The organism is Streptomyces pratensis (assembly GCF_016804005.1).
Taxonomy (GTDB): domain Bacteria; phylum Actinomycetota; class Actinomycetes; order Streptomycetales; family Streptomycetaceae; genus Streptomyces; species Streptomyces pratensis_A.
Genome location: NZ_CP051486.1, coordinates 3,230,420 through 3,253,310, shown reverse-complemented (window position 1 = coordinate 3,253,310; position 22,891 = coordinate 3,230,420). Strand labels below are relative to the sequence as shown.

Here is a 22,891-nt window from a genome sequence, read left to right as displayed (position 1 = left end):
GGAAGAAATGGCAGAAAACCAAGGGCAGTTGCTGCCGGTGTACGTCCTGGCGGACGAGTCCGGCTCCATGCATCCGTACGTCGGTGACCTCAATGCCGGACTCGCCTCGCTGCACCGGTCCCTGCTCGGCGAACCGATGGCGGCGGCGAAGGTCCGGTTCTCCGTGCTCGGGTTCGCCAACAGTGTGACCGAACGGCTGATACTCGCCGACCTCCGGGCGGAGAACGAGCTGCCCCGTCTGACGGCGAGCGGCGGAACGAGTTACGAGGCGGCCTTCGACGCGCTGCTGCGACGGATCCCGCAAGATGTGGACACGCTCAAGAGCCAGGGCTACCGCGTGCACCGGCCCGCGGTGTTCTTCCTCAGTGACGGCCAGCCCAACTCCGGCGAGGCGTGGCAGAACAGTCACCGGGAGCTCACCGACCGCTCGGTCACCAAGGCGGCGCCCAACATCATCGCCTGTGGCATCGGGCAGGCCGAGGCCGAGACCATGCTGAGCGTCGCCACCCAGTCCGACTTCGCCTTCATCTCGGTGCCGGGAGCCCAGCTCGGGGCTTCCATCGCCCGGTTCTTCACCGCGCTCACCAAGAGCGTGGTGGAGTCCGGCAACGCGATGGCGTCGGGAAACCCAGAACTGGTGGTCGAGCGGCCGGAAGGCTTCCGGCTCGCGATTGACGAGGTGTGAGCGTGGCGCGCTTCTTCGGTCGCCGGCAGGAGGACGAGGAGGAGCCCCCGGGCTCCTCCGGCCCGTCCGGGGCGCCGGACCGGTCCGGCGCACCCGGGCTTCCTGGGCAGGCCAGGACGCCGGACGGCCGGGCCCCGGCCGACGGGCCGTATCCCGTACGGCCCGCGCCCGGGGACGGGCCCGCGCCCGCCGGGCCTCTCCCACCCGTATCCCGTCACGACGCGCCCGGCGGCCCCGGCCCGTCGGCCGGTCACCGGGCGCCGGCGGAACAGGAGCAGCAGGCGCCGTCCTCACCGCCGCGCCGGCGGCAGGCCCGGGGTGCCTCCGTCCCCGCACGGGAAACACGGGAGCCCCGGCTCCCCGGGGCGCAGACTCCGGCCTGGTCACGTTTCATCCTGGGCCGGCCGGCTGCCCGGTTCGAGCCGAAGCCGCCCCCGGCGGACCCCTACCGCCCCGACACTCTCTTCGACGGCTGGTCCACACCAGGGCTCACCGTCCGGCTCGCCTCCGTACGCGGTGACGCGCACCGCTTCGGGGGGCAGCCGCGCCAGGACGACATCGTGGTGGCATCGCACGGGCCGACCGGATCAGTGGTGTTCGCGGTGGCCGACGGGGTCTCATCAGCTGCCCAGTCGCATGTGGGAGCGGCGCTGGCCTGCCGTACCGCCGTCGCCGACGTGTTGCGCCAGCTCGACGAGGAACGGCATCAGGTCGACTGGAAGCGGGTCGTGACCGCGGCGGCGTACCAGCTCTTGATGCGGGTGACCCGCGGCTCGGAGCCGACCCGCGAGCAGAAGCACGAGGCCCAGGTCCTGCTGGCCACGACCCTGGTGACGGGTTTCGTGCGGCTGACCGGGAGCGGCCTGCTGGAGGTCAATCTGGTGCACGTGGGGGACAGCGGCGCCTGGATGCTGCACAAGAACCGTTTCCACCCTCTGCTGGGCGGCAAGGAGGAGCGCGCGGACGGCGTCTTCTCGTCCGCGGTGTCCGCGCTGCCGTGGCTCCCGCCGCAGATCGAGGGGACCTGGTACACGTTCCCCGAGGACGGGGTGCTGCTGATCGGGACGGACGGGTTCGGCGATCCGCTGGGGGACGGTACCGGGAGGATCGGGTCGGTGATGGCGTACGAGTTGGGCCGCCCGCCGCGAGAGCCGCAGGCCGTCGCGCAGCTGCTCGACTTCTCGCGCGAGACGTTCGACGACGACCGGACCCTGCTCGCCGTGTGGCCGCGTCACCGGCTCGACGAGAGCGGCGGCCCCGGAGCCGCGAAGGCGTGGCCGGACGGGGCAGCGGGATGACCGGGGCCTACCCGGGTGCCATGGACGCCGGCCGCGTGGTGAAGGGGACGAAGTTCAACGCCGGCGGGCAGGGCTCGGTGTGGGCGGTCGAGGACCGGACCATCAACGGCTCCTGGCCGGTGGCCTACAAGGAGTACCACGCCAGGATCCGCCCCTCGCTGAAGGCCGACGTCCTTGCCGGGATGGTCGACTTCATTCCGTCCCTGCCACGCGGTACCGGCCGGTGGCTCGCCGAGTGCACCGCCTGGCCGGCCGTGCTGGTGACGGACTCCTCCGGGGTGAGCGGCTTCCTGATGCGTCAGATCCCCGAGCGGTTCTTCCGCCGGTTCGCCTTCGATCCGGACAAACCGCAGCCGGCCGGCTTCCAGTACCTGCTGAACCCTCCGGCCTACTTCCGGCGGGCGGGCTTCGCGATCACTCCGCGCCAGCGGTTCGAGCTGCTTCTGGACCTCGCCGGCACGCTGGTGCGACTGCATTCCCTCGGTGCCGTCGTGGGCGACGTGTCACCGAACAACGTGCTCTTCTGTCTCGACGGAACACCCAGTTGTTTCCTCATCGACTGTGACGCCATGTCGCTGCACGGCAAGTGGGCCCTCCCTGCCGTGGAGACACCCAACTGGGGCCTTCCGCAGGGCGAGCGGATGGGCGCCGCGACTGGGGACACGTACAAGTTCGCGCTGCTCGCCGCCCGGCTCTTCGCGGGAGAGCAGGACGGCCGGGACGTGACCGTTCTGCGGGCCGCGGACGAGGCGGTGGGACGGCTCGCCGAGCAGAGCCTGGCCGCCGATCCTGCGCGGCGTCCGGTGCTGGAGCAGTGGCTGGGGGCACTGGCCGACGCGGTGGCGACGGCGCCCGCCACCCTGCCGCAGCCTCCCTTCGGGCCGTCGGTGGGCGCGGCTCCGCCGTCGCGGAACACCGGGCAGTCGCAACAGCCGGCGCCTCCCGTGCGCAACACCCCTCCGCCGGCGACGCCCGGGGCCGGCAGGTCGAAGGCCGGCCGGTGGTTCGTCGCACTGGTACTGCTCGTCCTGGCCGTCGTCTACGGTCCGGATCTCTACGACACGTTGGAGGAGGACAACCGGTCCTCCGGCAGCAGCGGCCTTTCGGAGAGCGCCGTATCCGGCGGTACCGACTCGTCCGCCCCGGGGACGGAGGACGGCCAGGGGATGGAGGACGGCCAGGTCCGTTCCCTGGCCGCCCTGCTGGAACGCAACGAGGGCAACCGCAGCGGCGTGGGAGAAGCGGTGAGCCGCATGACCACCTGTCCGGGAGGCGCCGGACTCCGCGAGGTCAAGGAGGTGTTCGATGACGCGGCGGCCGAACGGGACGAGCTCGTACGGGATCTGAAGGACCTCGATCCGGACCTGCTGTCCTCCTCCATGACGGCTGATCTCCGATCGGGCTGGCAGGCGTCGGCCGATGCCGACCGCGCCTATTCCCTGCTGGCCGAGGAGTCGATGGGCGGATGCTCGTCCGGGTCCGTGACGTCCTCGTCGCACTGGCGGGACGCGTCCCGCGCCAGCGCACGGGCGACGAGCGCGAAGAAGGACTTCGTGGCCGCCTGGAACCCGTTGGCCGAACAGCACGGGCTGGCCACGATGTCCTGGGACGAGGTGTGACGACGCGCCCGCCCTGCCCGGCATGAGGCGGACGGAGCACCTAGTACCCCGAGACGCTCAGCCGTTTCAGCTCGTCCGGACGGTCGATGGTCAGCCTGTTGCGCCCCGTCGTCACCCAGCCGTGCCCGCGCCACTGCTCCAGGACGCGGCTGACCGTCCGCCGCGAGCTGAGGACGAGACCGGCGAAGTCGTCCTGGGACAGCGGCAGGGCGATGAGAACGGCCCCGTCCGCCTGCGGGCGCCCGTACTCCGCGCCGAGATCCAGCAGCAGTGCCGCCAGCCGGGCCTGGACGGCTTCCGAACCGGCGGCTGCCCGATGGCCGTCCGACTCGCGCAGGCGCTCGGAGAGCACCTGCTGGAGCGCGAGCGCGATGCTGGGCACGGACCGGGCGGCTTCACCGAACGCGGACGAGGGGATCATCAGGGCCTCGACCCTGGTGAGCGAGGTGAGTGTGGCGGAGCGCGGTCCACCGTCCAGTGCGGCCTGCTCGCCGAGCAGGTCGCCGGCTCTGCGGATGGCGAGGACGGCCTGGTAGCCCGCGGCGGAATTGGCGGCGACCTTGGCGCAGCCACGCCGCAGGACGAGCAGGTGGTCGGTGAGATCGTACTGCCGCAGCAGGGTCTCCTTGGCCGGAAACGCCACCATGGCACCGGCAGTGCGCAGTCGGGCCCTGGCGTCGTCGTCGAGCAGCGACCAGAAGGGCATCCGGTGCGGGCGGTGGCGGGGTGCGCTGTCCACGGCGGCCGGTTCAGGCGAACGCGATGACGGCGGCCACCAGAAGACTGCCGGCGACGGCGAGCACCAGCGACTGCTGCACGCGCCTGTGCTTCGTCCAGGCGATCGCGCTCATGACGACGAGCTGGCGGCTGAGGGTGGGCAGGGCGTCCGTGTCGGCGAGCCGCTGCGCGAGGTCGTCGGGGGCCCAGTGGCGCAGATGGCCGTAGAAGAGGAACTCGTCCTCGCCGGGACCGGGTGTGCGGCCTTCACCGTTGTGGCGCGGCAGGACGACGAGTACGGCGAGGATCGCGGCGAGTCCGAGGAGGACCACACCGGACCAGAGGACGAACTCCGCGAAGCCGGTCACGCGCCCGAGCGCTCGGCCACTGCCCGACAGTGCGGCGATGCCGGCGAGGACCGCGGACTCCATGGCCAGGGCGAAGGACGCCTTGGCGTCGACCGTGCGGGTCGACTCGTGGAGCGAGGCATGGATCTGCCATGCCGTCCTCACCGCGCGGGCCTGAGATTCCTCCTGCGACACTGAAGCATCCCCCGATTCTCGAAGCCTTCGCCACTATAGCCAGGGGACGGGCCGGCGCGGCGCCCTCTCGGCCACCTCAACATGCTTCTCCGCGAACGGACTTGAGGTGACCACGGCCGTTCCCGGCCGGAGCGGCGAGCACGGGGACGGCGGCCGGCCCGCCCGGAGTGGACGCCGGCCGCCGCATGCCGGACCGGCGCTCAGCCGCCCACAGGGGTGAACCGGACGGGAAGCGACGCCGGGCCCCGTGGTGGATCAGGGGGGCGCTCTCGCGCATCGCCCGGTAGGCCCCGTAGGGATCGGCGGCGAAGGCGGGCGAGAGAATGTCGGGCGGTGACGACGCCTGGGACACGTGTGACTCCTGTGGGGCAGAGATCAGAGTGCTTCATGACGGTGAACGGGCAACACCAGCACCGCTATTGACCTCCGGCCCGATACCGAACCCCCTGGGAGTATTCTTGATCGCCTCGTCCGGCGCACCACGTCCGTCCGTCCTGTTCGTCACCGACCTCGCCTACGAGGCGCGCGGGCGGCGCTACTGCGACGAGGACATCTTCCTGACCTCCCGGCTGCGCGAGACCTTCGACGTAGCGCTCTGTCACCCCAGGGACGCGGCGGCGCTGCTGGACGGCTTCGACGCGGTCGTCGTCCGCAACAGCGGCCCCGTACTGCACTACCAGGAGGCGTACGACGCGTTCCGGGCCCGGGCACGGGAGTCGGGGACCCGGGTGTACAACACGCTCGACGGGCGCGGGGACATGGCGGGCAAGCAGTATCTGGTCGACCTGAGCCGGGCCGGCTTCCCGGTGATCCCGACCGTGGACAGCGCCGCGGATCTCGGGCTGCTCCCCCGGTCGGCCGGGTACGTGGTCAAGCCCAAGCTCGGCGCGGACTCCGTGGGGCTGCGGTTCACCGAGCGGCCGGAGATCCCCGCAGGCGCCGACGGCACCCTGCTCGTCCAGCCCCGGATCGACTTCCGCTACGAGGTGTCGTTCTACTTCGTCGACGACGACTTCCAGTACGCCCTCCACGCTCCGCGTCCGGAGCGGCGCTGGGTGCTCGAACCCTACGCGCCGAGCTCCGAGGACCTGGACTTCGCGCGCCGCTTCGTCTCGTGGAACACGCTCACCCACGGCATCCAGCGGGTCGACGCCTGCCGGACCCCGGAGGGCGGCCTGCTCCTCGTCGAGCTGGAGGACCTCAATCCGTACCTGTCGCTCGACCGGGTCCCTGAAGAGGTCCGCGACGCGTTCGTCGCCCGGATGAGGGACTCCGTCCGGGAGCTGCTGGCCTGACCCGTCCGGCCCGCGCCCGCATGCGTGGGGCAGGGCCGGGTGTGAGGGTGCGAGGGTGACCACTGCCAGCGAGACCGCCCCCGCCGCGCAGAGTGCCGCAGCGCCACCCGTCCTCGACCCCGGACGCCGGAACATCGTGTTCGCCACGATCGTGCTGGGGATCCTGCTCGCGGCTCTGGACCAGACGATCGTGGGGACGGCCCTCCCCACGATCGTCTCGGACCTCGGCGGCGCGGAGCACATGTCGTGGGTCGTGACGGCCTATCTGCTGGCGGAGACCGTGGCGACGGTGCTGGTCGGCAAGTTCGGTGACCTCTTCGGACGCAAGCTGATCTTCCAGATCTCGGCGGTCGTCTTCATCACCGGCTCGTTCCTCTGCGGCCTCGCGTCGAACATGCTGCTGCTGATCATCTGGCGCGGTCTGCAGGGCATCGGCGCGGGCGGGCTCATGGTCACGTCCATGGCCCTGATCGCCGATGTCATCCCACTGCGCGACCGGGGCAAGTACCAGGGGGCGATCGGTGCGGTCTTCGGCGTGGCCACGGTCGTCGGACCGCTGCTGGGCGGGCTGTTCACCGATCATCTGACGTGGCGCTGGGCGTTCTACGTCAACGTTCCGATCGCGATCGTGGTGGTTGTCGCCGCAGCCCGCACCATCCCCTCCGTGCGCGCGGCGGGGCGCCCGGTCATCGACTATCTGGGCATCGCGCTGGTCGCGGTCGGTGCCAGCGCGCTGATCCTCGGTACGAGCTGGGGCGGCAACGAGTACGCCTGGGGCTCGCCGGTCATCATCGGTCTGTTCGCCGGGGGCCTCGTAGCCCTTGCGCTCTTCTGCCTCGTGGAGACACGCGCGAAGGAGCCGATGCTGCCGATGCGCCTGTTCCGCAATCCGGTGTTCGCGGTCTGCTCGATCCTGAGCTTCATCGTGGGCTTCGCCATGCTCGGCGCGATGATCTATCTGCCGACCTATCTGCAGTACGTCGACGGGGACTCGGCCACCTTGTCCGGTGTGCGGACCCTGCCGCTGGTGGTGGGCCTGCTGGCGGCCTCGATCTTCAGCGGCAACGTGGTGAGCAAGACCGGCCACTACCGTTTCTTCCCCGTCGTCGGGTCGCTCGTGATGGCGGCGGGGCTCTATCTCCTGTCCCGGATGGGCCCGGGCACCGGGGTCTGGCTGGAGTCGCTGTACATGCTCGTGCTCGGCATCGGCATCGGCCTGTCGATGCAGGTGCTGACGATCGCGGTGCAGAACACGGTCGACTACTCGGACCTCGGCACCGCGACCTCCGGAGTGACTTTCTTCCGTACGCTCGGCAGCTCGTTCGGTACGGCGGTGTTCGGCACGATCTACGCCAACGCGCTGGGGCCGAATCTGACGCAGGGTGTCGAACAGGCGGCGCGGGCGGGCGGTGATCCGACGTCGTTGGCACGGGCAGCCGAGAGCCCGCAGGCCGTGCACGCCCTGCCGGCCGGCCAGACCGCGCCTCTGGCCCAGGCCTACGCGGACACCCTCCACACGGTCTTCCTCTGGACGGTTCCGGTGGCCCTGCTGGGGTTCGTCGTCTCGCTCTTCCTGAAGCAGGTGAAGCTGCGCGACAGCGCCCGGGCGAGCTCCACCGACATGGGCGAGGGATTCGCCCAGCCGAGCACCGGGGACGCGACGAAGGTACTCGAATCCGCGGTGGCCAGGATCCTGCACCGGGCCGGTCCCGACACGGCACGGCGCATCGTGGCGGAGTCCGACACCCGGCTCGACATGGCGGGTGCCTGGGCCGTGATGCAGGTCGACCTCTTCACCCGGATGGTGGGCCACGCGGGGCTCAGGCTCATCGCCGCCCGGCACCGGATCCCGCCGGAGGTGCTGGTGCCCGTCTTCGACCGGATGATCGAGGAGGGCTACCTCACGGGGGACGGCCACCTCTTCACCCACACGGCGGCCGGCAGTCGTGAGGCGGCGACGCTTTCGGCGGCCTGGGCCGGGTGGCTCAACGAGCGGCTGGCCGAGGACGGTGCCCGTCCCGACGACCGGCAGCTGCGGGCGGCGGTCGACGTGATCGCCAAACGGCTGCTCGCGGAGGACCTGGCGCAGCAGCTGGCCCCGCCCGGGCGGACGGTGGCCGCGGTCTGACGGCGGCCCTACTCGACGAAGACCGCCGTCTCGTACACCCACGCGCCCTGCTCGCGCACGAAGCGGCTCTGCTCGTGGAGCGAGTCGCGCCTGCCGCCGTCGGTGTAGTGCGCGCGGAAGGTGACCGTACCGGTGGTGTGGAAGGCACTGCCCTCGGTGGTCGCCAGGATCTCCAGCCGCTCCCAGCGCATCGCGGGGTCGAAGTCGATGGCCGGCGGGCGGGTCGCCGGATGCCACGTCCGCAGGAGATACCCGGCGTCCTGGACGACGAAGGCCGCGTACCGCGAGCGCATCAGCGCCTCGCACGTCGGGGCCGCGACGGTGCCCGCGTGCAGCCGGCCGCAGCAGTCCCCGTAGGCGGCCGGCAGACCGCACGGGCACGGGGCGTCCGGGGTGATGCGCGGGGGCCCGGCCTGCGGGGCCGCCGGCCGGCGGGGGCGTGAGGTACGTCGTGACATGGGTCCATTGTGGCCTGTGGGCCGGGGCGCACCGCCGGTGGTGCCGGGTGCCCCGCCGCACGCACTCCACGGGCGGCCGCGGGTCAGCGCTTGCGTGCCACGCCCGCGTATCCGGGGATCGGCTCGTGGCCGGGGACGTCGATGGGATCGCCGAGTTCGGGGCGCCAGTCCGCGGAGAGGGAGACGCCGGGCGCGACGAGTTCGAGGCCGTGGAAGAACTCGGTGAGTTCGGCGCGCGAGCGCGGCCGCAGGGTCATTCCCCGTGCCTCGTACATCGCACGGGCCTTGGCCGCACCCTCGGGGTCGAAGTCACCCGTGGTGTGAGACAGCACGAGGTAGCTGCCCGAGGGCAGCCGTTCCACGAGCCGGTCCACGAGCTCGGCGGCCCCGTCCTCGTCGTCCACGAAGTGCAGCAGCGCGAGGAGGGAGAGTGCGATCGGCCGGTCGAAGTCGAGGATCTTGCCGGCCGCCTCCAGGATGGCGTCGGGCCGCCGGGCGTCCGCCTGGATGTACTCGGTGGCGCCCTCGGGAGTGGAACGCAGCAGGGCCGCCGCGTGCGCGAGCACGATCGGGTCGTTGTCGCAGTAGACGACGCGTGCGTCCGGGGCGGTCCGCTGGGCGATCTGGTGGAGATTCGGTTCGGTGGGTATGCCCGAGCCGATGTCGAGGAACTGGCGCACTCCGGTCCCGGCGAGCCAGCGGGTGGCCCGGTGCATGAAGGCACGGTTGACGCGGGCCATGTCGCGCCCGCGGGCGTCCAGGGCGAGCAGTTGCCGGGCCATCTGTTCGTCGACCGGGTAGTTGTCCTTGCCGCCGAGGAACCAGTCGTACATCCGTGCGGGATGCGGCTTGCTGGTGTCGATCTCGACGGCCTGGGATTCCTGTCCGGTCATGAACGCACTCCGTTGGTCGGGAACTTCGGCGAACAGCGCGTGGTGCGGATCTATGTGACTGTGCGTCAGGTGAGGAGGAAGTCGGCCGTCCCGGCCTTGGCGCCCTGGATGAAGGCGGCGATCTCCCCGTTCGAGTAGATGAGTGCGGGGCCGTCGGGATCGGCGGACTGGCGGACCGCCACCCTGCCGTCCGCCAGCTTCATGGCCTCGACGCAGTTGCCCCCGTTACCACCGCTCCACGGCTTGTACCAGCCTTCGGTGCCGAGGTCGGCGGCCGGCATGCCGTTGTATATGTGGTTCATCACAGCTCCTTGCGGAAGTCCCTGAGGATTTCCTTCGTGCGTTGTGCAGTTGCGGCCTGAGCCGCCATGCGGTCCATGACCTCGAGGTAGGAAGCGACCTCGGGGCGCGCGTCGAAGTAGACGGCGCCGGTCAGGTACTCGCTGTAGACCATGTCGGGGAGCTCGGGAACCGCGAAGCGGAAGAGGACGAACGGGCCGTACGTGCCCGGGTGGTGGCCGGTCGCGAACTCCGCGATCTGCAGGGTCACGTTGGGCAGGTCGGTCGCCTCCAGCAGACGGTCGACCTGGGCACGCATGGCCTCGGGGCTGCCGACGGGGCGCCGCAGGACCGTCTCGTCCATCACCACCCACAGCTTCGGAGCCTCCGCCTTGGTGAGCAGTGACTGCCGTTCCATCCGCAGCGCGACGTGGCGCTCGATGTCGGCGGGCCTCGTCTGGCCGACCGCTCCGGTGCGCAGGACGGAGCGCGCGTAGTCCTCGGTCTGCAGCAGACCGGGGACGAAGTGCGGCTCGTAGGTGCGCAGGAGACTCGCGGCGCCCTCCAGGCTGACGTACATGCTGAACCAGTCGGGCAGCACGTCGTGGAAGCGCTGCCACCAGCCGGGTTTGTTGGCCTCTTCGGCAAGTTCGACGAAGGCGTCGGTCTCGTCGTCGGCGATCCCGTAGGCCTTGAGGAGGAGCTGGACGTACGGGATCTTCAGGCCGACCTCGGCCGTCTCCATCCTGCGTATGGTCCCCGGGGCGACGCGGAGCACCTTCGCCGCCTGATCACGGCTCAGGCCGACGCGCTCCCGCAGATCCTGCAGGCGCTTGCCGAGAACGACCTGACCCACGGTCGGGGCGGACCGCGGTTCGCTCACTTCAGACCTCCCGATGCGCTGTGTGCCAGCAGTGTGCCACGAGCCCGGCTCCAGGGACACTGCCACTCTGAATTTTTCAGAGTGCCTCTTGCCAAGTGTTCATGTCAGGGGGAGAGTTGGTGTCCGAACCAAGTTCGCGTGATCACCTCACCCCCTTTTTCGGGGCGGTGCGAAGCGTGACACAGCCCCCACTGTGAGGAATCGGTCGTGGCACCTGGCAGTGCGCTCATCCCCCGGCTCATGGACCTCAGCCCCGGGACGGAAGCGCTCCGTTACTGCTTCGCGCTGCCGGCGCACCCCGAGTCGGTGGCCGGTGCCCGGCGCCTCACGCGCGCCCGGCTGGCCGACTGGCGCCTGACCGGGGACGCCCACGACGCCGCGGTGCTCATCGTCTCGGAGCTGGTCACCAACGCGGTGGTGCACACCACGAGCGCCCGGGTCGTCTGCGAGCTCCGCTGCGACGACGGCCGGCTGCGCGTCTCCGTACAGGACCAGGGGCATCAGCCCGGTGGCCCCCGGCTGTCCCTCACCGCCGAGGGGGAACACGGACGCGGACTGCTGCTCGTCGACTCCATGAGCGCCGCCTGGGGATCCCATGCCGCGGGGAACCACTCGGGGCGCATCGTATGGGCCGAACTGCCCTACGGCCCGGAGCGGACATGCTGAAGCACACCCTGTCCCAGCTGCTCGGCGCGCGTCGCGCCCGTCCCGTGGAGGAGGACCGCGCACCGGGCAGGGTCCGGCTGGCGCTGCCGCCCGCCCTCTCGGCGAGCCTCGGCTGTGACGCGGTGGGGGTACCGGCCCGGTACGGGTTCCGGTTGATGTCGCATCTGCCGCGCGCCGGATGCGTGTTCGCCGACGCCGACCGGTGGTGGTGGATCGTCCCCTCGGGCTCGGATCTCGATCTCGACTGGCCGGAGCAGGCTTCCTACGCCACCGGCGCCTACGTGCCGGCCGGCCGGCCCCGGCTGATCCACGCTCCGGACAGCCGAACGCCCTACACGCCCCCCATTCCGCTCTTCCTCATGGTGTGTCAGGTCACCGGTGTCGTGCCGTCCTGGGCCCCGTCCGGCCGGCCGAGGGCCGTGCCCGCTCCCTGACCGGTCGCCGCGGGTGCCTCCCGGGTGCGTTGTCAGTGGCCGTATCTAGTCTGGCCCCATTGATCCACAAACCCGCAGCGGAGCTGGGGTCGTGTGAAGGGGGGACAGGCCTGTGCGCCGCTAGGAGTTCGTAGAGGGCAGTGCGTCGAAGTTCTGGGAGACCGGGGCGGACGGCAGTGTGGTGACCGTGCGGTACGGGCGGTGCGGAAGCGACGGACGGACGCAGACCAAGGAGTACCCGTCGGCCGAGGCGGCCGGCGCACAGGTTTTGAAGACGATCGCCGAGAAGGAGCGCAAGGGGTATCGCGAGGTGGGGGCGTCCGGTGCGGTGGCTGCCGCGGTCTCCTCCTCCACGGCCTCCCCGTCGGCTGATTCCTCCCCTGCCCCCCAGGAGCCCGGGGCGCTGCCGGACGAGGACACATTCGTGCTGCCCGCCAGCGGACTGCGCCGTCTTTCCGCCCAGGCCCGTGCCCGTGTCGACGAAGCCGCCACCGCCCTGTCACGGACCGGGCTGACACACTCCGCGGCACTGCTGCGGGCGTTCCTGGGCAAGGCGTGCACGCTCGACACGGCGGAGGCGGCTGCTGCCGCCGCCTGGCTGGATGCGCACCTGCACATCCTGGTCAGCGGCGAACTCCTGGCCGCCGGAAGCGCCGACCCAGCTCACGGCCGGTCGAGATAGGCGAGCCCCGGGTGGACCCTGGTGTATCCGTCGACCAGCCGACGGGCCACGGACACGGAATCGACCAACGGGTGCAGGGCGAAGGCCCGCGCGGCCGCCGCCCGTGATCCGCTCTCCGCGGCTTCGAGCACCGCCCGTTCAACGGCCTTGACCGCCGTGACCAGCCCGACCGCGTGGTACGGGAGCGGGTCGACGGCGACGGGATGCGCGCCGTTGGCGTCGACCAGGCACGGCACCTCGATGACGGCATCGGCGTCGAGCACGGAGAGGGTGCCCCGGTTACGTACGTCGAGGATCAGCGAGGTGCGTTCGTCGCGGGCCACGGCGCGCATCAGGGCGAGGGCCACCTGTTCGTAGCCCCCGGACTCCAGATCGCTCTCCTCGCGTTCACCGGCTCCGGCCACGTCCCGGTTCTCCGCCATGTACGTCGCCTCCCGTTCGGCACGCGTACGGTCCCAGGTGGCCAGCGGCGGGGCGGCCGGGTCCTTCATCCGGGCGTAGAAACCCTCCTGCTGTTCGCGGAGGAAGGCACCGCGGGTCTGCTCGGCGTCCTGGTAGGCGCGGACCGCTTCCCGGTTGAAGTAGTAGTAGTGCAGGTACTCGTTGGGGATCGCGCCCAGCGAGCTCAGCCAGTCGGGGCCGAAGAGCCTACCTTCCTCGAAGGAGCCGAGCAGGGCGGGATCGGCGAGCAGGCGCGGGAGTTCGTCGCGACCGTCGATGTGGAGCCCGCGCACCCAGCCGAGGTGGTTGAGCCCGACGTAGTCGATCCACGCCCGGTCCGGGTCCGCGCCCAGCACCCGGGCGATCCGGCGGCCGAGCCCCACCGGCGAGTCACAGATGCCGATGACCCGGTCGCCGAGGTACCGGGCCATGGCCTCGGTTACCAGACCCGCCGGATTGGTGAAGTTGATGACCCACGCGTCGGGTGCCAGCCGGGCGATGCGCCGGGCGAGGTCCGTCGCGACGGGAACGGTCCGCAGCCCGTAGGCGATGCCGCCGGCACCGACCGTCTCCTGTCCGAGGACGCCCTCGTCGAGCGCGACGCGTTCGTCGGCCGCGCGGCCTTCCAGACCGCCGACCCTGATCGCGGAGAAGACGAAGTCCGCGCCCCTCAGGGCCTCGTCGATGTCACCGGTGGCGAGGACGGCGGGCGCGTCGTCGATGCCGGCGGCCTGCTCTGCCAGGACCCGTGCGACGGCCGTCAGCCGGTCCGCGTCCGTGTCGTACAGGGTCACCCGCGAGACGCGGCCTTCGGCGTGATCGCCGAGCAGTGCCCCGTACACGAGAGGGACCCGGAATCCGCCGCCGCCAAGAATTGTCAGCTTCACGCTGCTCGATGGTACGGGGCGGGATGCCCGGGTCCCCGGACCCGAAGGCCCTGGGACCGGGCACGGCGCACGGCCCCGCCAGGGACCGCCAGCGACCACTAGTGACCGCTAGTGACCGCTAGTGACCGCTAGTGACCGCTAGTGACCGCTCCACCATCGCACGACGGCGTGCCAGATCTTCGTCGGCCCACTGCTCTGCGCCGGGACGACGGCTCCCTCTCCGGATTCCGCCTGCTCGGAGGTGCGGGCCGCGGGTAGCGCCGCCGCGGAACGGCGCCGGGAAGCGACCGGCGACGAAACCTCCCAGTCGGCCTGGGACCGGGACCGGGCCACCGCCGGCAGGGGTTCCGCGTCGATCTCCTGCTGCGGGCTGGAGGCGAAGCCCGCCGGCAGGTCGACCAGGTGCCGCGACACGAAGTTCCCCGTCCAGCGCAACTCGTGCTCTTCGACGCTGAGTTCCAGATCGGGCAGGCGCATCAGCAAGGCGTCGACACCGACGTCGGCGATGGCGCGTCCGATGTCCTGGCCGGGGCACTCGTGAGGGCCGCTGCTGAACGCCATGTGGGCCCGGTTGCCCTCCATGCTCGCGGTGAGGTCGGGCCGTACGACGGGATCCGTGTTGGCGGGCGCGATACCGACGATCAGGGCGTCGCCGGCCTTGATCTGCTGCCCGCCGAGCTCGGTGTCGCCCACCGCCCAGCGGCCGAGGATGGAGGTGAACGGCGGTTCGTCCCACAGTGTCTGCTCGACGGCCTCGGGCACGGTCATGTGCCCGCCGCTGAGCCTGGCCCGGAACCTCGGGTCGGTGAGAACCATGCGCAGCACGTTGGCGATCAGGTTGGTCGTGGTCTCGTAGGCGACGATGAGAACGACCCGCAGGTGCTCGCTGACCTCCTTGTCCGTGAGTCCGGCGGGGTGTTCGACCAGCCAGGTGGCGAAGTCCTCGGCCGGCGCCTCCCGACGGCGCCGGACCAGCCGGTCCAGCGCGCCGATCACGTACGCGTTGCTCGCGACCGCCGTCTCCGAGCCTCGTGTCATGTCACGGGCCGCCTGCACCAGGCGGTCGCCGTACTCCTCCGGCATGCCGATGATCGCGCACATCACCATCATCGGCAGCCGCTCGGCGAAGTCGCTGACCAGCTCCGCCCGGCCTTCCTCGCAGAAGTCGTTGACGAGCCGGTTGCTGTAGCGGTTGATGTGGCGGCGTACACCACGGGTGTCGATGCGCGCCATGCTGTCGGTGACCGCGCCGCGCAGCCGTTCGTGGGTGGCGCCTTCGGCGAACGAGCACACCGGTTGCCAGGTGAAGACCGGGGCGAGTGGGTGGTCCGGCGCCACGCTGCCCTCCTGCAGGGCGCGCCACCTGCGCGAGTCGCGGGAGAACTGCGAGGGGGTTCGGGTCATGTGGAGGTTCTCGCTGTGTCCGAGCACGAGCCAGGCGGGGACGTCCCCGTGCATCAGGACAGGCGCCACCGTGCCGTGTTCGGCACGGAGCTTCGCGTAGAGACCGGCGGGGTCGGCCTCGGCTTCGGGACCGTAGAGCCGTCGCAGCCCGCCGGGCCCGGTGCCCATGCCGTGGGCGGGACATTGCGGGGGCGGCACCGGACCTGTGGCCGATCCGGGTTCATCGTGGAAGGGGGTTGTCACTGTGGCTCCAGGAATAAGGCGTTCCAAGACCGGGCCGCGCTGGGGACAGGGCCCGGTCAGAGGCAGAGGTGCGTGCCGCCGTCAGGCGAGCGGCACGGCAAGGCTGTGCAGGTAGCGCATGAGGGTCATCAGCACATCGCGGCTGGAGGCACGCAGCCGTGCGTCGCAGTCGATCATCGGAACCTCGTCCGGCAGGTCCAGAGCGTTGCGAAGGGCCTCGACGGGGTGGTGCGGTGCGCCTGGGAAGGTGTTGACGGCCACCACGAACGGCACGCCGCGCTCCTCCAGCCTGCCGATGACGTCGAAGCTGACCTGGAGCCGTCGGGTGTCGATGAGGACGACGGCTCCGAGCGCTCCTTCGAAGAGCCCGTTCCAGAGGAACCAGAAGCGCTCCTGGCCGGGTGTGCCGAACAGGTAGAGGATCAGTTCCTCGCTGAGGCTGATCCGGCCGAAGTCCATGGCCACCGTGGTGGCGGTCTTGGTCTCCACACCCACGTTGTCGTCCACGCCGACACCGGCCTGGGTCATGGTCTCTTCGGTCGTCAGGGGCCGGATCTCGCTCACCGAGCCGACCATGGTCGTCTTGCCGACCCCGAACCCGCCCACGACGACGACCTTCACCGCGGCCGTGGCCGTGTCGGGGAGGACGTCCTCGCTACGGGGGCCCGTGATCGTGTCAGAGCTTCTGAAGTCCATGCATCACCGCTTCGAGGAGGGACCGGTCCGGGAGCGCGGCGCGGACGATGGGCGCGCGCGATTCGATCAGTTCGGTCGCCAGGAGTTCTGTCAGGAGCGAGGTGACCACGCTGAAGGGGAGACTCAGATAGGCCGAGATCTCGGCGACGGACAACGGCGCCTTGCAGAGCCGCAGGATCGCGGCCTGCTCGGGCTGGACCGTGGGTGACGGCTCCGCCTGAGCGACCACCATGGTGACGAGGTCGAGTTCAGCTCTTTCGCCGTCGGGGGCGCCGGTGATCACGTACAGCCGTTCCGGGTCGCTCACCGCCGGGTCGGCCTTTCGGCGTTCTCGTCGGGGAGGACTCATCCGGACTGCCCGTCGTGGCGCGGAGGGCTCGTCAGATGGGCCCCGATGCGGACGACCATGTCCCGCATCCGGGCACCCACAAGCCCGGCGTCGACCGTCTCGCCGGCGAGGACCGCGAGGTAGGCGCCGGCGCCGGCGGCCATCAGGTAGAAGAACCCTCCGGTCACCTCGATGACGACCAGCTTCATCAGACCGTCGCTGTACGGGATCTCGGTGGCGACGGCCGCAGCCAGGCTCTGCAGCCCGGCGCAGGCCGCGGCGAGGCGGTCGGCGACGTCGGGGTCGCCGCCGTGCCGGGCGATGCGCAGGCCGTCGGCGGAGAGCACCACGATCTGGTGGATGCTCGGTACGTCGTCGGCCAGTTCCTTGAGCATCCAGTCCATGTTTCCCCGCTGCTGGATCACTTCTCGTCTCCCTTGTCCCACGCGTCGTCAGAGTCTGTGTCGTTCTTCGGCTCCTTGGGCACACCGTTGACGGCCTGGGTGAAGGCCTCCAACCAGAGACCGGGAGGTGCCGAGCCGGCACCGCCGTGTCCGTTGTGCCCGTTGCGCGCGACGGGCTCTGCGGCCGACGCGGACTGCTGCGGGAGGTTGTGCGAACCGAGGGGTGCTCGCCCTCGGCTGCGGCGCTGCGGGAGCCCGCCCTCGGTCCACTCGGTCACCACGATCTCGTCGTCGCCCATGGCTGCCGCCGCGGGCGCGGGCCGGGCGGCGGATGCCACCGGGGCCGGGGTGGGGGCGGAGGGTGCGGGGGACGCGAGCGACGGGACGGGTCCGGTCGCGGTGGGGCGCGCCTTGTGCTTGCCGCGCGGGGGGACGACGTGCTGCATCTGCGACATGTCGAGCGAGCTCTGGGGCCGCGAGGTGGCGCCGATCCCGTGCGCGATGCCCGGGGCGGGGCCTGTGGTGATCATGTCGCGCGGCACGATGAGTACGGCGCGGACCCCTCCGTACGCGGACTGCCTCAGGGAGACCTGGAGCTGGTACATGCGGGCGAGACGGCCGACCACGGCCATGCCGAGGCGCGGGGACTCCCCGAGGTCGTTCATGTTGATGCCGGCCTGGGCCTGGGCGAGCATGTTCTCGGCCCGCACGCGGGCCTCCTCGCTCAGGCTGACGCCGCCGTCCTCGATCTCGATGGCGATGCCCGTCTGCACCTCGACCGCTGTGACGTGCACCCGGGTCTGGGGCGGCGAGTAGCGCGTCGCGTTGTCGAGGAGTTCGGCGCAGGCGTGGATGAGCGGTTCGACCGCGGTGCCGACGATGGCGACCTTGGCGATCGAGTGCAGATCGACGCGCTGGTACTCCAGGATCCGGGACATCGCGCCGCGCAGCACGCTGAACAGCGGTACGGCCTTGGGCCACTGGCGGCTGGGGCGGGCGCCGCCGAGTACGGCGATCGAGTCGGCGAGCCGCCCGATCAGCGCGGTGCCGTGGTCGATGCGCAGCAGGTCGTCGAAGACGTCCGGGTTGCGCCCGTGGTGGTCCTCCATCTCCCGGAGTTCACTGGCCTGCCGGTGGACGATGGCCTGGACGCGGCGGGCGACACTGACGAAGGCGCGCTGTGCGGAGTCCCGCATCGCCTCTTCGTTGTCGATGATGTCGAGGACCTGGAGCACCAGGGCGCGTTGCGCCTTGGGCAGGTTGCGGTACGACTCGTCCGCGTCGACGACGTCGCGCATCACCTCCTGCGGCGAGTTGCTGGCCCGCAGCCTGCGGATCGCGGCGGGCAGGAGCTCCTTGCTGAGCCGTTCGGTCTCCTGGTCGTACGAGGCGATGCGGTACTCGAGGACCGCGATGCGCTGTTCGTACTCGGCGCGCTGGACGCGCATCGCCCGGCGCCGGCGGTTCAGTACGACGGTGAGCGTGGCGACCACGACTGTGGCGATCGCCCCGCACCATACGACTGCCGCCCGTGCGGCCCCGGTGACCGGGACGGCGCCGGCGGCGGTTGCGCCGGCCATCAGCACGACGGGCAGGAGCGCGGCGCGGACTACGGGGATGTCTCTTTTGGTCGGCGGTGATTCAACACGGACCATCTAAACCCTCTGGCGGTTGATTCGGGAGGTATACACACTTGCACGGACAGTTAGGAACAAGTGCTCGAATTCATCTCAACTCGACTTGACTGTGCGTGAGCCTAGCCAGATCAGAACAGTGCTTCGGCACATTCACCCAACCACCTGCGTGAGCACGCCACCGGTAATACACTCGCCAGGTTTCGCACTCACCGACGTCAAGCGTGCGCGAGGAGTGACGTGACGCAGGAATCGGGAGGAAGTGGGCCGCATCGTCCCGCCCTGCGGGACAACCGGTCGGCCAGGGCATCCGCAAGGGACTACGAATTTCCTGCACAAAAAGAAATTTCGGCGCACGCGCGAGCGGAAATCCTCAGCACGTACGAATAGCAGCGCACCTCAGAGCGGGACGAGGGCACATGTGATCGAATCGGATCGAAAGGCGCAGATTCCTGAGCGACGGACAGGTGTGCGAGTGCTTCGGCACGGAGTCGTCGGGGGACGCCCCGGCGGCTCCCGGTCCACCGGGGCAAGGCCGTTCCCGGCCCGGCGGCTCGGCTACCGTCGGTGAGGCGGCCCCGGTCGCGCAGGAACGGCCCGGCGCCCTCCGCCCATGGGAGCGCCGCGGTTCAGCGACGGCCGCCGAGCCGGCCCTCCAGCTGCACCAGCAGCTCGCCGAGCTGCCCGCCGAGCCCACTGCGGGTCTCCTCGTCCAGTCCGGACAGCACCGACCGCTCGTAGGCGAGCTGATCGGGCAGCAGACGGTCCACCAGTTCACGCCCCGCTTCCGTCAGCCCGACGTGGGCGACCCGGCGGTCCCTGGCATCGCTGCGGCGGCCGATCAGACCGGATTCCTGGAGGGCTCGCAGCCGTTTCGTGACGGCCGCTCCGGACGAGAAGGTCTCGCGGGCCAGCTCGCCGGGGGTGAGTTCGCGGTCGGTGCGCCGCATCGCGCCGAGCAGATCGAATTCGGCGCGGGTGAGTCCGGCGGCGCGCAGTGGTGCGTCCTCGGCCTGCTGGAGCAGTGCCGCGCAGCGGTTGATGCGGCCGATGATCTCCATCGGTCTGGTGTCCAGGCCCGGGTTGACGGCCTGCCACTGCCGCACCACCGAGGCCACGATGTCGTCGGTCACACCGCTCCGTTCGCCGGGGGCAGGGTGGTCAGCCCCTGCCGTTGTGCTGTCGCCGCGAGCGTACGGTGTCCTGCCTGCTCGGCCGCCAGCAGCTCTTCCTCGGGCAGAGCGCGTTGCCACCATTCGCCCTCCGCGACGTCGCCGGCGTCACGCAGCTCGACGAGGGAGGCGGTGAGCCTCCTGCGTGCCGTCTCCAGCGTGAGGGCGTCGGCCGTGGGGTCGGCGACCGCCCGCTCGGCGCGGTCGCGGGCCTCCCCCGCGGCGGCGAGTGCCCGTTCCACGCGGCCGGACGCCCGGCGGTTGGTGACGGCGACCGCGGCGAGGAAGCCGACCCCGACACCCACCAGCGTGTCCAGGGCCCGGTCGGCGATGAGCTCCCCCGCCGGCTGGAAGCCGCCGAACTCCAGGATCAGCAGGGCCATCGGGGTGACGGCGACGGAGCCGAGCCAGTAGTTGCGGGTGATCAGGGCCTCGGCGGCGAAGTTGAAGAAGAGCACGCACAGGACGAGGGCCAGCGGACTCACCCGGGCGAGCGGGATGACGGCCGCGAAGACCAGCACGCCGAGAAGGTTGCCGACGGTCCGCTGCAGCGCCCTGCTCCAGGAGAGGGTGAGGTTGGGCTGATAGACGGAGGCGGCGGTGACGAGGGCCCAGTACGGGTGACCCACGCCGAGCGCCGAGGACACGTAGCCGGCCAGGGCGCACCCGATGAGGGTACGGAAGGCGACCGGCAGCACCGGGGATCCGGGGCCGAGGGCGCGCAGCAGCCTGCGTCGCGCCTCGCGCCGGCCGCGTCGCATCCGCTGTCCGGCCCGTTCGGCATCGATCCCGAAGAGCTGCTCGACGGTGCCGGGTGCGGGCGGCGGGGCGGGCACCGGGCCGCGGGCGCGAGTGGCCGTCGCCCAGCGGTGCAGCTCCCCCGGGTCGGCGCCGGAGAGGCGGCCGTCGGCCGCGGTGGTGGCCAGGGCGCGTTCGGCGTGGACGACGAGCCGCTCCAGTTCCCGGCGTACGGGGGTGGGGCGTCCGGCGGCCAGCAGCGACTGCCAGGCGGCGTGGATCGCCGAGGCCGCGGCGTGCCGGGTCCGGGCGTCGGGCTCCGCCGCGTACACCGCGGCGGCGTCGAGCGCGCGGGCGGTGGCGAGACGCTCCGGCCCCTCCCTGTGCCAGAGGACCGGGCCGGCGGTGACCAGCCAGGAGAAGGCGCCCGCGGCCAGCATCAGCGCCATGTGGCCCGGAACCTGCCCGATTTCCTGCGGGGCGAAGAGCGCGGCCGAGGTGACGAAGGCGAAGATCACGTTGCCGGGCGGGCCGATGCGGGTCGCGTCGCAGAAGATCTTCTGCACGGCTGCGAGCAGCGCTCCGACGGCGATCAGCACGGCGGTCGAGCCGGTGACCGAGGCGGCGACCAGGGCGACGGCGAATCCCGCGGCCATCCCCAGGATCACGCGGAGGACGGTGTGGGCCCTGCGGGCGTACGGCAGGTTGTGCCCGTAGAGCGCACAGAGCGAACCCGCCATCGTGTACATGACGAGGTCGAGGCGGTCGAGCGAGTACAGCAGCAGATTCGGGACGGCCGAGGCGACCACCACACTCAGCGCGGGCTTGTACCAGATCTCCGCGGGACTCTTCAGCCGCAGGACACCGATGACCGGCAGTTTGTGGACGGATGGCTTCCGGAGTCGCATGGATGTATCACTCACTCATTTACTTTAACAGGTGTTACACACGTAAAATACTTTCGCCTGCCGATGGACCGTCTCCGGTAGCCGCCGCCTCGGCGCAGCCCTAGCGTTCTGGACAGCAGCGTAGGAACGAGACAGGCCGGATGCCTCGGGAGGAAACAGATGAAGCTCACCAAGCCGGTACCCGGAGGTCCCTGCTGGGTCGAGCTGAGCACCCCGGACGTGGGGGCCGCCCAGGCGTTCTACGCAGGGCTCTTCGGCTGGCGGTCCGAGACCGATCCGCGCCCGGAGGCCGGCGGGTACACGACGGCGCGCGTCGGCGAGGACGCCGTCGCGGCCTTCAGCCCCCTCTACCGACCGGAGCAGCGGTCCGCCTGGACCGTCTCCTTCGCCACCGACGACGCGGACGCCTCGGCCGATGCCGTGCGAGGAGCAGGCGGCACGGTACTGATGGGCCCGATGGACGTCTTCGACCAGGGCAGGTTCGCGGTGGCCGCCGATCCGTCCGGGGCGGTGTTCACCCTCTGGCAGGCACGCGCCTTCCAGGGCGCGGGGCGCTTCAACGATCCGGGGGCCCTCGGCTGGACCGAGCTCCGCACCCCGGATCCGCAGGGCGCGCTCGCCTTCTACCCTGCGGTGTTCGGCTGGACGGCCGACGTCTCCGAACGCTTCACCCACTGGGGTGTGGACGGAGCCGACTTCGGCGGCATGAAGGCGCAGGACGAGGGCGAACAGGCCGGGACGCCGCCGCACTGGTTGCCCTACTTCACCGTCCCCGACACCGGGACGACGGCCGCCATGGCCCTGACCTCGGGCGGAGAGCCGCTCTCGCCCCCGACGCACGTCCCGGGCGGGCCCTGGGTCGCCACGCTCCGCGACGCCCAGGGCGCGCGGTTCGGCATCATCACACCCTGAGGACCTGTCGTCACACCCTGAGGAGTGTCGTCACACCCTGAGGAGTGTCGTCACACCCTGAGGACGTGTCGTCACCGGCCCGCCGGGGGCCCGGCCTCCTCCGGCAGCCGGAAGGCTTCGGCGGCGTCCGCCGCCCGGCGCATCAGGTCGAAGAGCGTCTGCCGTTCGTCCGGGGAGAGCGGGCCCAGGAAGACCTGGTTCATCCCGACCGTACGCAGGGCCAGCAGGCGGTGGGTGCGCGCGCCCTCGTCCGTGAGACGCAGCAGGAAGCGCCGCCCGTCGTGCGGGTCGCGCACCTTGTCCAGCAGCTCACGGCGCAGCAGACGGGTGATCACCTCGGCGACGGTGGACCTGTCGAGGCCGACCCGCTCCCCCACGGTCCTCTGGTCCAGGCCCGGTTCGGCGGTCAGGGCGTTGAGCACGGCGAACTGGGGCGAGGTGGTCTCCTGGGAGACCATCGTGTTCCAGAGCAGGTGGTGGGCCTGCTGAAGACGCCGGGCGAGATGCCCGGGGTGGGTGCTGAGATCGACCGCCTGCACGGAACC

General features: G+C 71.0%; 23 protein-coding genes and 2 pseudogenes. 9 read left to right on the top strand and 16 right to left on the bottom strand.

All coding sequences use genetic code 11. The features are described 5' to 3' along the window. Positions 1–7: 7 nt before the first annotated feature. Genes HED23_RS13905 through HED23_RS13895 form a run of 3 tightly spaced genes read left to right on the top strand, consistent with a single transcriptional unit; the run spans position 8 to position 3,602 of the window. On the top strand, positions 8–685 hold the full coding sequence (locus tag HED23_RS13905) for a vWA domain-containing protein (RefSeq protein WP_203183736.1): 678 nt from the start codon (positions 8–10) through the stop codon (positions 683–685). 2 nt (positions 686–687) lie between these two features. Beyond that, a complete protein-coding gene (locus HED23_RS13900; protein WP_203183735.1) occupies positions 688–1,983 on the top strand; it encodes a protein phosphatase 2C domain-containing protein in 1,296 nt (431 codons plus the stop codon). Continuing rightward, positions 1,980–3,602: a hypothetical protein gene (locus tag HED23_RS13895; protein WP_203183734.1), complete on the top strand. Its 1,623-nt coding sequence runs from the start codon at positions 1,980–1,982 to the stop codon at positions 3,600–3,602. The genes HED23_RS13900 and HED23_RS13895 overlap by 4 nt, the downstream gene beginning before the upstream one ends. A 40-nt stretch (positions 3,603–3,642) precedes the next feature. On the opposite strand, the gene HED23_RS13890 is transcribed toward HED23_RS13895, so the two are convergent. The 3 genes and pseudogenes from HED23_RS13890 to HED23_RS36045 all read right to left on the bottom strand — a co-directional run. Continuing rightward, a complete protein-coding gene (locus HED23_RS13890; protein WP_238441941.1) occupies positions 3,643–4,341 on the bottom strand; it encodes a Crp/Fnr family transcriptional regulator in 699 nt (232 codons plus the stop codon). Positions 4,342–4,351: 10 nt separating this feature from the next. Beyond that, positions 4,352–4,861 (bottom strand): Pycsar system effector family protein, encoded by a 510-nt coding sequence (locus HED23_RS13885; protein ID WP_203183733.1) that lies wholly within the window; start codon positions 4,859–4,861, stop codon positions 4,352–4,354. A 229-nt stretch (positions 4,862–5,090) separates the two neighbouring features. Then, positions 5,091–5,213, bottom strand: a pseudogene (locus HED23_RS36045) (cytochrome P450); the annotation flags it as partial. Between the two features lie 106 nt (positions 5,214–5,319). On the opposite strand from HED23_RS36045, the gene HED23_RS13875 reads away from it, so the two are divergent. Beyond that, positions 5,320–6,156, top strand: coding sequence for a hypothetical protein (locus HED23_RS13875; RefSeq protein ID WP_203183732.1), 837 nt, complete (start codon positions 5,320–5,322; stop codon positions 6,154–6,156). A gap of 55 nt (positions 6,157–6,211) precedes the next feature. Beyond that, positions 6,212–8,284 carry an MDR family MFS transporter gene (locus HED23_RS13870; RefSeq protein WP_203183731.1) on the top strand — a complete coding sequence of 691 codons (2,073 nt, stop codon included), beginning with the start codon at positions 6,212–6,214 and terminating at the stop codon, positions 8,282–8,284. A gap of 8 nt (positions 8,285–8,292) precedes the next feature. Here the strand turns inward: HED23_RS13870 and HED23_RS13865 are convergent, their stop codons facing one another. The 4 genes from HED23_RS13865 to HED23_RS13850 form a co-directional block, all read right to left on the bottom strand. Continuing rightward, complete coding sequence (locus HED23_RS13865; RefSeq protein WP_203183730.1) at positions 8,293–8,742, bottom strand: YchJ family protein; 450 nt, start codon at positions 8,740–8,742, stop codon at positions 8,293–8,295. 83 nt (positions 8,743–8,825) lie between these two features. Beyond that, complete coding sequence (locus tag HED23_RS13860; RefSeq protein WP_203183729.1) at positions 8,826–9,635, bottom strand: SAM-dependent methyltransferase; 810 nt, start codon at positions 9,633–9,635, stop codon at positions 8,826–8,828. Between the two features lie 65 nt (positions 9,636–9,700). Further along, positions 9,701–9,937, bottom strand: coding sequence for a DUF397 domain-containing protein (locus HED23_RS13855; RefSeq protein WP_203183728.1), 237 nt, complete (start codon positions 9,935–9,937; stop codon positions 9,701–9,703). After that, positions 9,937–10,797 carry a helix-turn-helix domain-containing protein gene (locus tag HED23_RS13850; RefSeq protein ID WP_014152863.1) on the bottom strand — a complete coding sequence of 287 codons (861 nt, stop codon included), beginning with the start codon at positions 10,795–10,797 and terminating at the stop codon, positions 9,937–9,939. The genes HED23_RS13855 and HED23_RS13850 overlap by 1 nt, the downstream gene beginning before the upstream one ends. A 207-nt stretch (positions 10,798–11,004) precedes the next feature. Here HED23_RS13850 and HED23_RS13845 point away from each other — a divergent pair, with 207 nt between their 5' ends. From HED23_RS13845 to HED23_RS13835, 3 genes and pseudogenes are all read left to right on the top strand, one after another. Further along, the gene (locus HED23_RS13845; protein WP_203183727.1) at positions 11,005–11,463 is read left to right on the top strand and encodes an ATP-binding protein; all 459 of its coding nucleotides are present in this window, start codon (positions 11,005–11,007) and stop codon (positions 11,461–11,463) included. After that, positions 11,457–11,897 (top strand): hypothetical protein, encoded by a 441-nt coding sequence (locus HED23_RS13840; protein WP_203183726.1) that lies wholly within the window; start codon positions 11,457–11,459, stop codon positions 11,895–11,897. The genes HED23_RS13845 and HED23_RS13840 overlap by 7 nt, the downstream gene beginning before the upstream one ends. Before the next feature lie 148 nt (positions 11,898–12,045). Further along, a pseudogene (locus HED23_RS13835) lies at positions 12,046–12,579 on the top strand (WGR domain-containing protein); the annotation flags it as partial. On the opposite strand, the gene HED23_RS13830 reads toward HED23_RS13835, so the two are convergent. The 8 genes from HED23_RS13830 to HED23_RS13795 form a co-directional block, all read right to left on the bottom strand. After that, complete coding sequence (locus tag HED23_RS13830; RefSeq protein WP_203183724.1) at positions 12,561–13,907, bottom strand: 6-phospho-beta-glucosidase; 1,347 nt, start codon at positions 13,905–13,907, stop codon at positions 12,561–12,563. The pseudogene HED23_RS13835 and the gene HED23_RS13830 overlap by 19 nt on opposite strands. A 138-nt stretch (positions 13,908–14,045) precedes the next feature. After that, positions 14,046–15,554, bottom strand: coding sequence for a cytochrome P450 (locus HED23_RS13825; protein ID WP_203183723.1), 1,509 nt, complete (start codon positions 15,552–15,554; stop codon positions 14,046–14,048). Positions 15,555–15,635: 81 nt separating this feature from the next. Beyond that, positions 15,636–16,250: a GTP-binding protein gene (locus HED23_RS13820; RefSeq protein WP_203183722.1), complete on the bottom strand. Its 615-nt coding sequence runs from the start codon at positions 16,248–16,250 to the stop codon at positions 15,636–15,638. Next, positions 16,231–16,599: a DUF742 domain-containing protein gene (locus HED23_RS13815; protein WP_033302786.1), complete on the bottom strand. Its 369-nt coding sequence runs from the start codon at positions 16,597–16,599 to the stop codon at positions 16,231–16,233. Before HED23_RS13815 ends, HED23_RS13820 begins: the two co-directional genes overlap by 20 nt. After that, positions 16,596–17,003 (bottom strand): roadblock/LC7 domain-containing protein, encoded by a 408-nt coding sequence (locus tag HED23_RS13810; RefSeq protein WP_203183721.1) that lies wholly within the window; start codon positions 17,001–17,003, stop codon positions 16,596–16,598. The genes HED23_RS13815 and HED23_RS13810 overlap by 4 nt, the downstream gene beginning before the upstream one ends. Then, a complete protein-coding gene (locus HED23_RS13805) occupies positions 17,000–18,637 on the bottom strand; it encodes a sensor histidine kinase (RefSeq protein ID WP_203183720.1) in 1,638 nt (545 codons plus the stop codon). Before HED23_RS13805 ends, HED23_RS13810 begins: the two co-directional genes overlap by 4 nt. A gap of 608 nt (positions 18,638–19,245) precedes the next feature. Beyond that, complete coding sequence (locus HED23_RS13800; protein ID WP_203183719.1) at positions 19,246–19,749, bottom strand: MarR family winged helix-turn-helix transcriptional regulator; 504 nt, start codon at positions 19,747–19,749, stop codon at positions 19,246–19,248. Beyond that, positions 19,746–21,434 carry an FUSC family protein gene (locus HED23_RS13795; protein ID WP_203187467.1) on the bottom strand — a complete coding sequence of 563 codons (1,689 nt, stop codon included), beginning with the start codon at positions 21,432–21,434 and terminating at the stop codon, positions 19,746–19,748. The genes HED23_RS13800 and HED23_RS13795 overlap by 4 nt, the downstream gene beginning before the upstream one ends. A 159-nt stretch (positions 21,435–21,593) precedes the next feature. Here HED23_RS13795 and HED23_RS13790 point away from each other — a divergent pair, with 159 nt between their 5' ends. After that, on the top strand, positions 21,594–22,346 hold the full coding sequence (locus tag HED23_RS13790; RefSeq protein ID WP_203183718.1) for a VOC family protein: 753 nt from the start codon (positions 21,594–21,596) through the stop codon (positions 22,344–22,346). 71 nt (positions 22,347–22,417) lie between these two features. On the opposite strand, the gene HED23_RS13785 is transcribed toward HED23_RS13790, so the two are convergent. Next, positions 22,418–22,885, bottom strand: a complete 468-nt coding sequence (locus tag HED23_RS13785; RefSeq protein WP_203183717.1) for a MarR family winged helix-turn-helix transcriptional regulator — start codon at positions 22,883–22,885, stop codon at positions 22,418–22,420. Positions 22,886–22,891: the final 6 nt, after the last annotated feature.

Excerpts from the sequence above, each read along its gene's own strand:
- HED23_RS13795 (WP_203187467.1), bottom strand. The coding sequence starts at position 21,434 with ATGCGACTCCGGAAGCCATCCGTCCACAAACTGCCGGTCATCGGTGTC.
- HED23_RS13820 (WP_203183722.1), bottom strand. The coding sequence starts at position 16,250 with ATGGACTTCAGAAGCTCTGACACGATCACGGGCCCCCGTAGCGAGGAC.
- HED23_RS13815 (WP_033302786.1), bottom strand. The coding sequence starts at position 16,599 with ATGAGTCCTCCCCGACGAGAACGCCGAAAGGCCGACCCGGCGGTGAGC.
- HED23_RS13865 (WP_203183730.1), bottom strand. The coding sequence starts at position 8,742 with ATGTCACGACGTACCTCACGCCCCCGCCGGCCGGCGGCCCCGCAGGCC.
- HED23_RS13855 (WP_203183728.1), bottom strand. The coding sequence starts at position 9,937 with ATGAACCACATATACAACGGCATGCCGGCCGCCGACCTCGGCACCGAA.
- HED23_RS13905 (WP_203183736.1), top strand. The coding sequence starts at position 8 with ATGGCAGAAAACCAAGGGCAGTTGCTGCCGGTGTACGTCCTGGCGGAC.
- HED23_RS13860 (WP_203183729.1), bottom strand. The coding sequence starts at position 9,635 with ATGACCGGACAGGAATCCCAGGCCGTCGAGATCGACACCAGCAAGCCG.
- HED23_RS13805 (WP_203183720.1), bottom strand. The coding sequence starts at position 18,637 with ATGGTCCGTGTTGAATCACCGCCGACCAAAAGAGACATCCCCGTAGTC.
- HED23_RS13895 (WP_203183734.1), top strand. The coding sequence starts at position 1,980 with ATGACCGGGGCCTACCCGGGTGCCATGGACGCCGGCCGCGTGGTGAAG.
- HED23_RS13790 (WP_203183718.1), top strand. The coding sequence starts at position 21,594 with ATGAAGCTCACCAAGCCGGTACCCGGAGGTCCCTGCTGGGTCGAGCTG.
- HED23_RS13840 (WP_203183726.1), top strand. The coding sequence starts at position 11,457 with ATGCTGAAGCACACCCTGTCCCAGCTGCTCGGCGCGCGTCGCGCCCGT.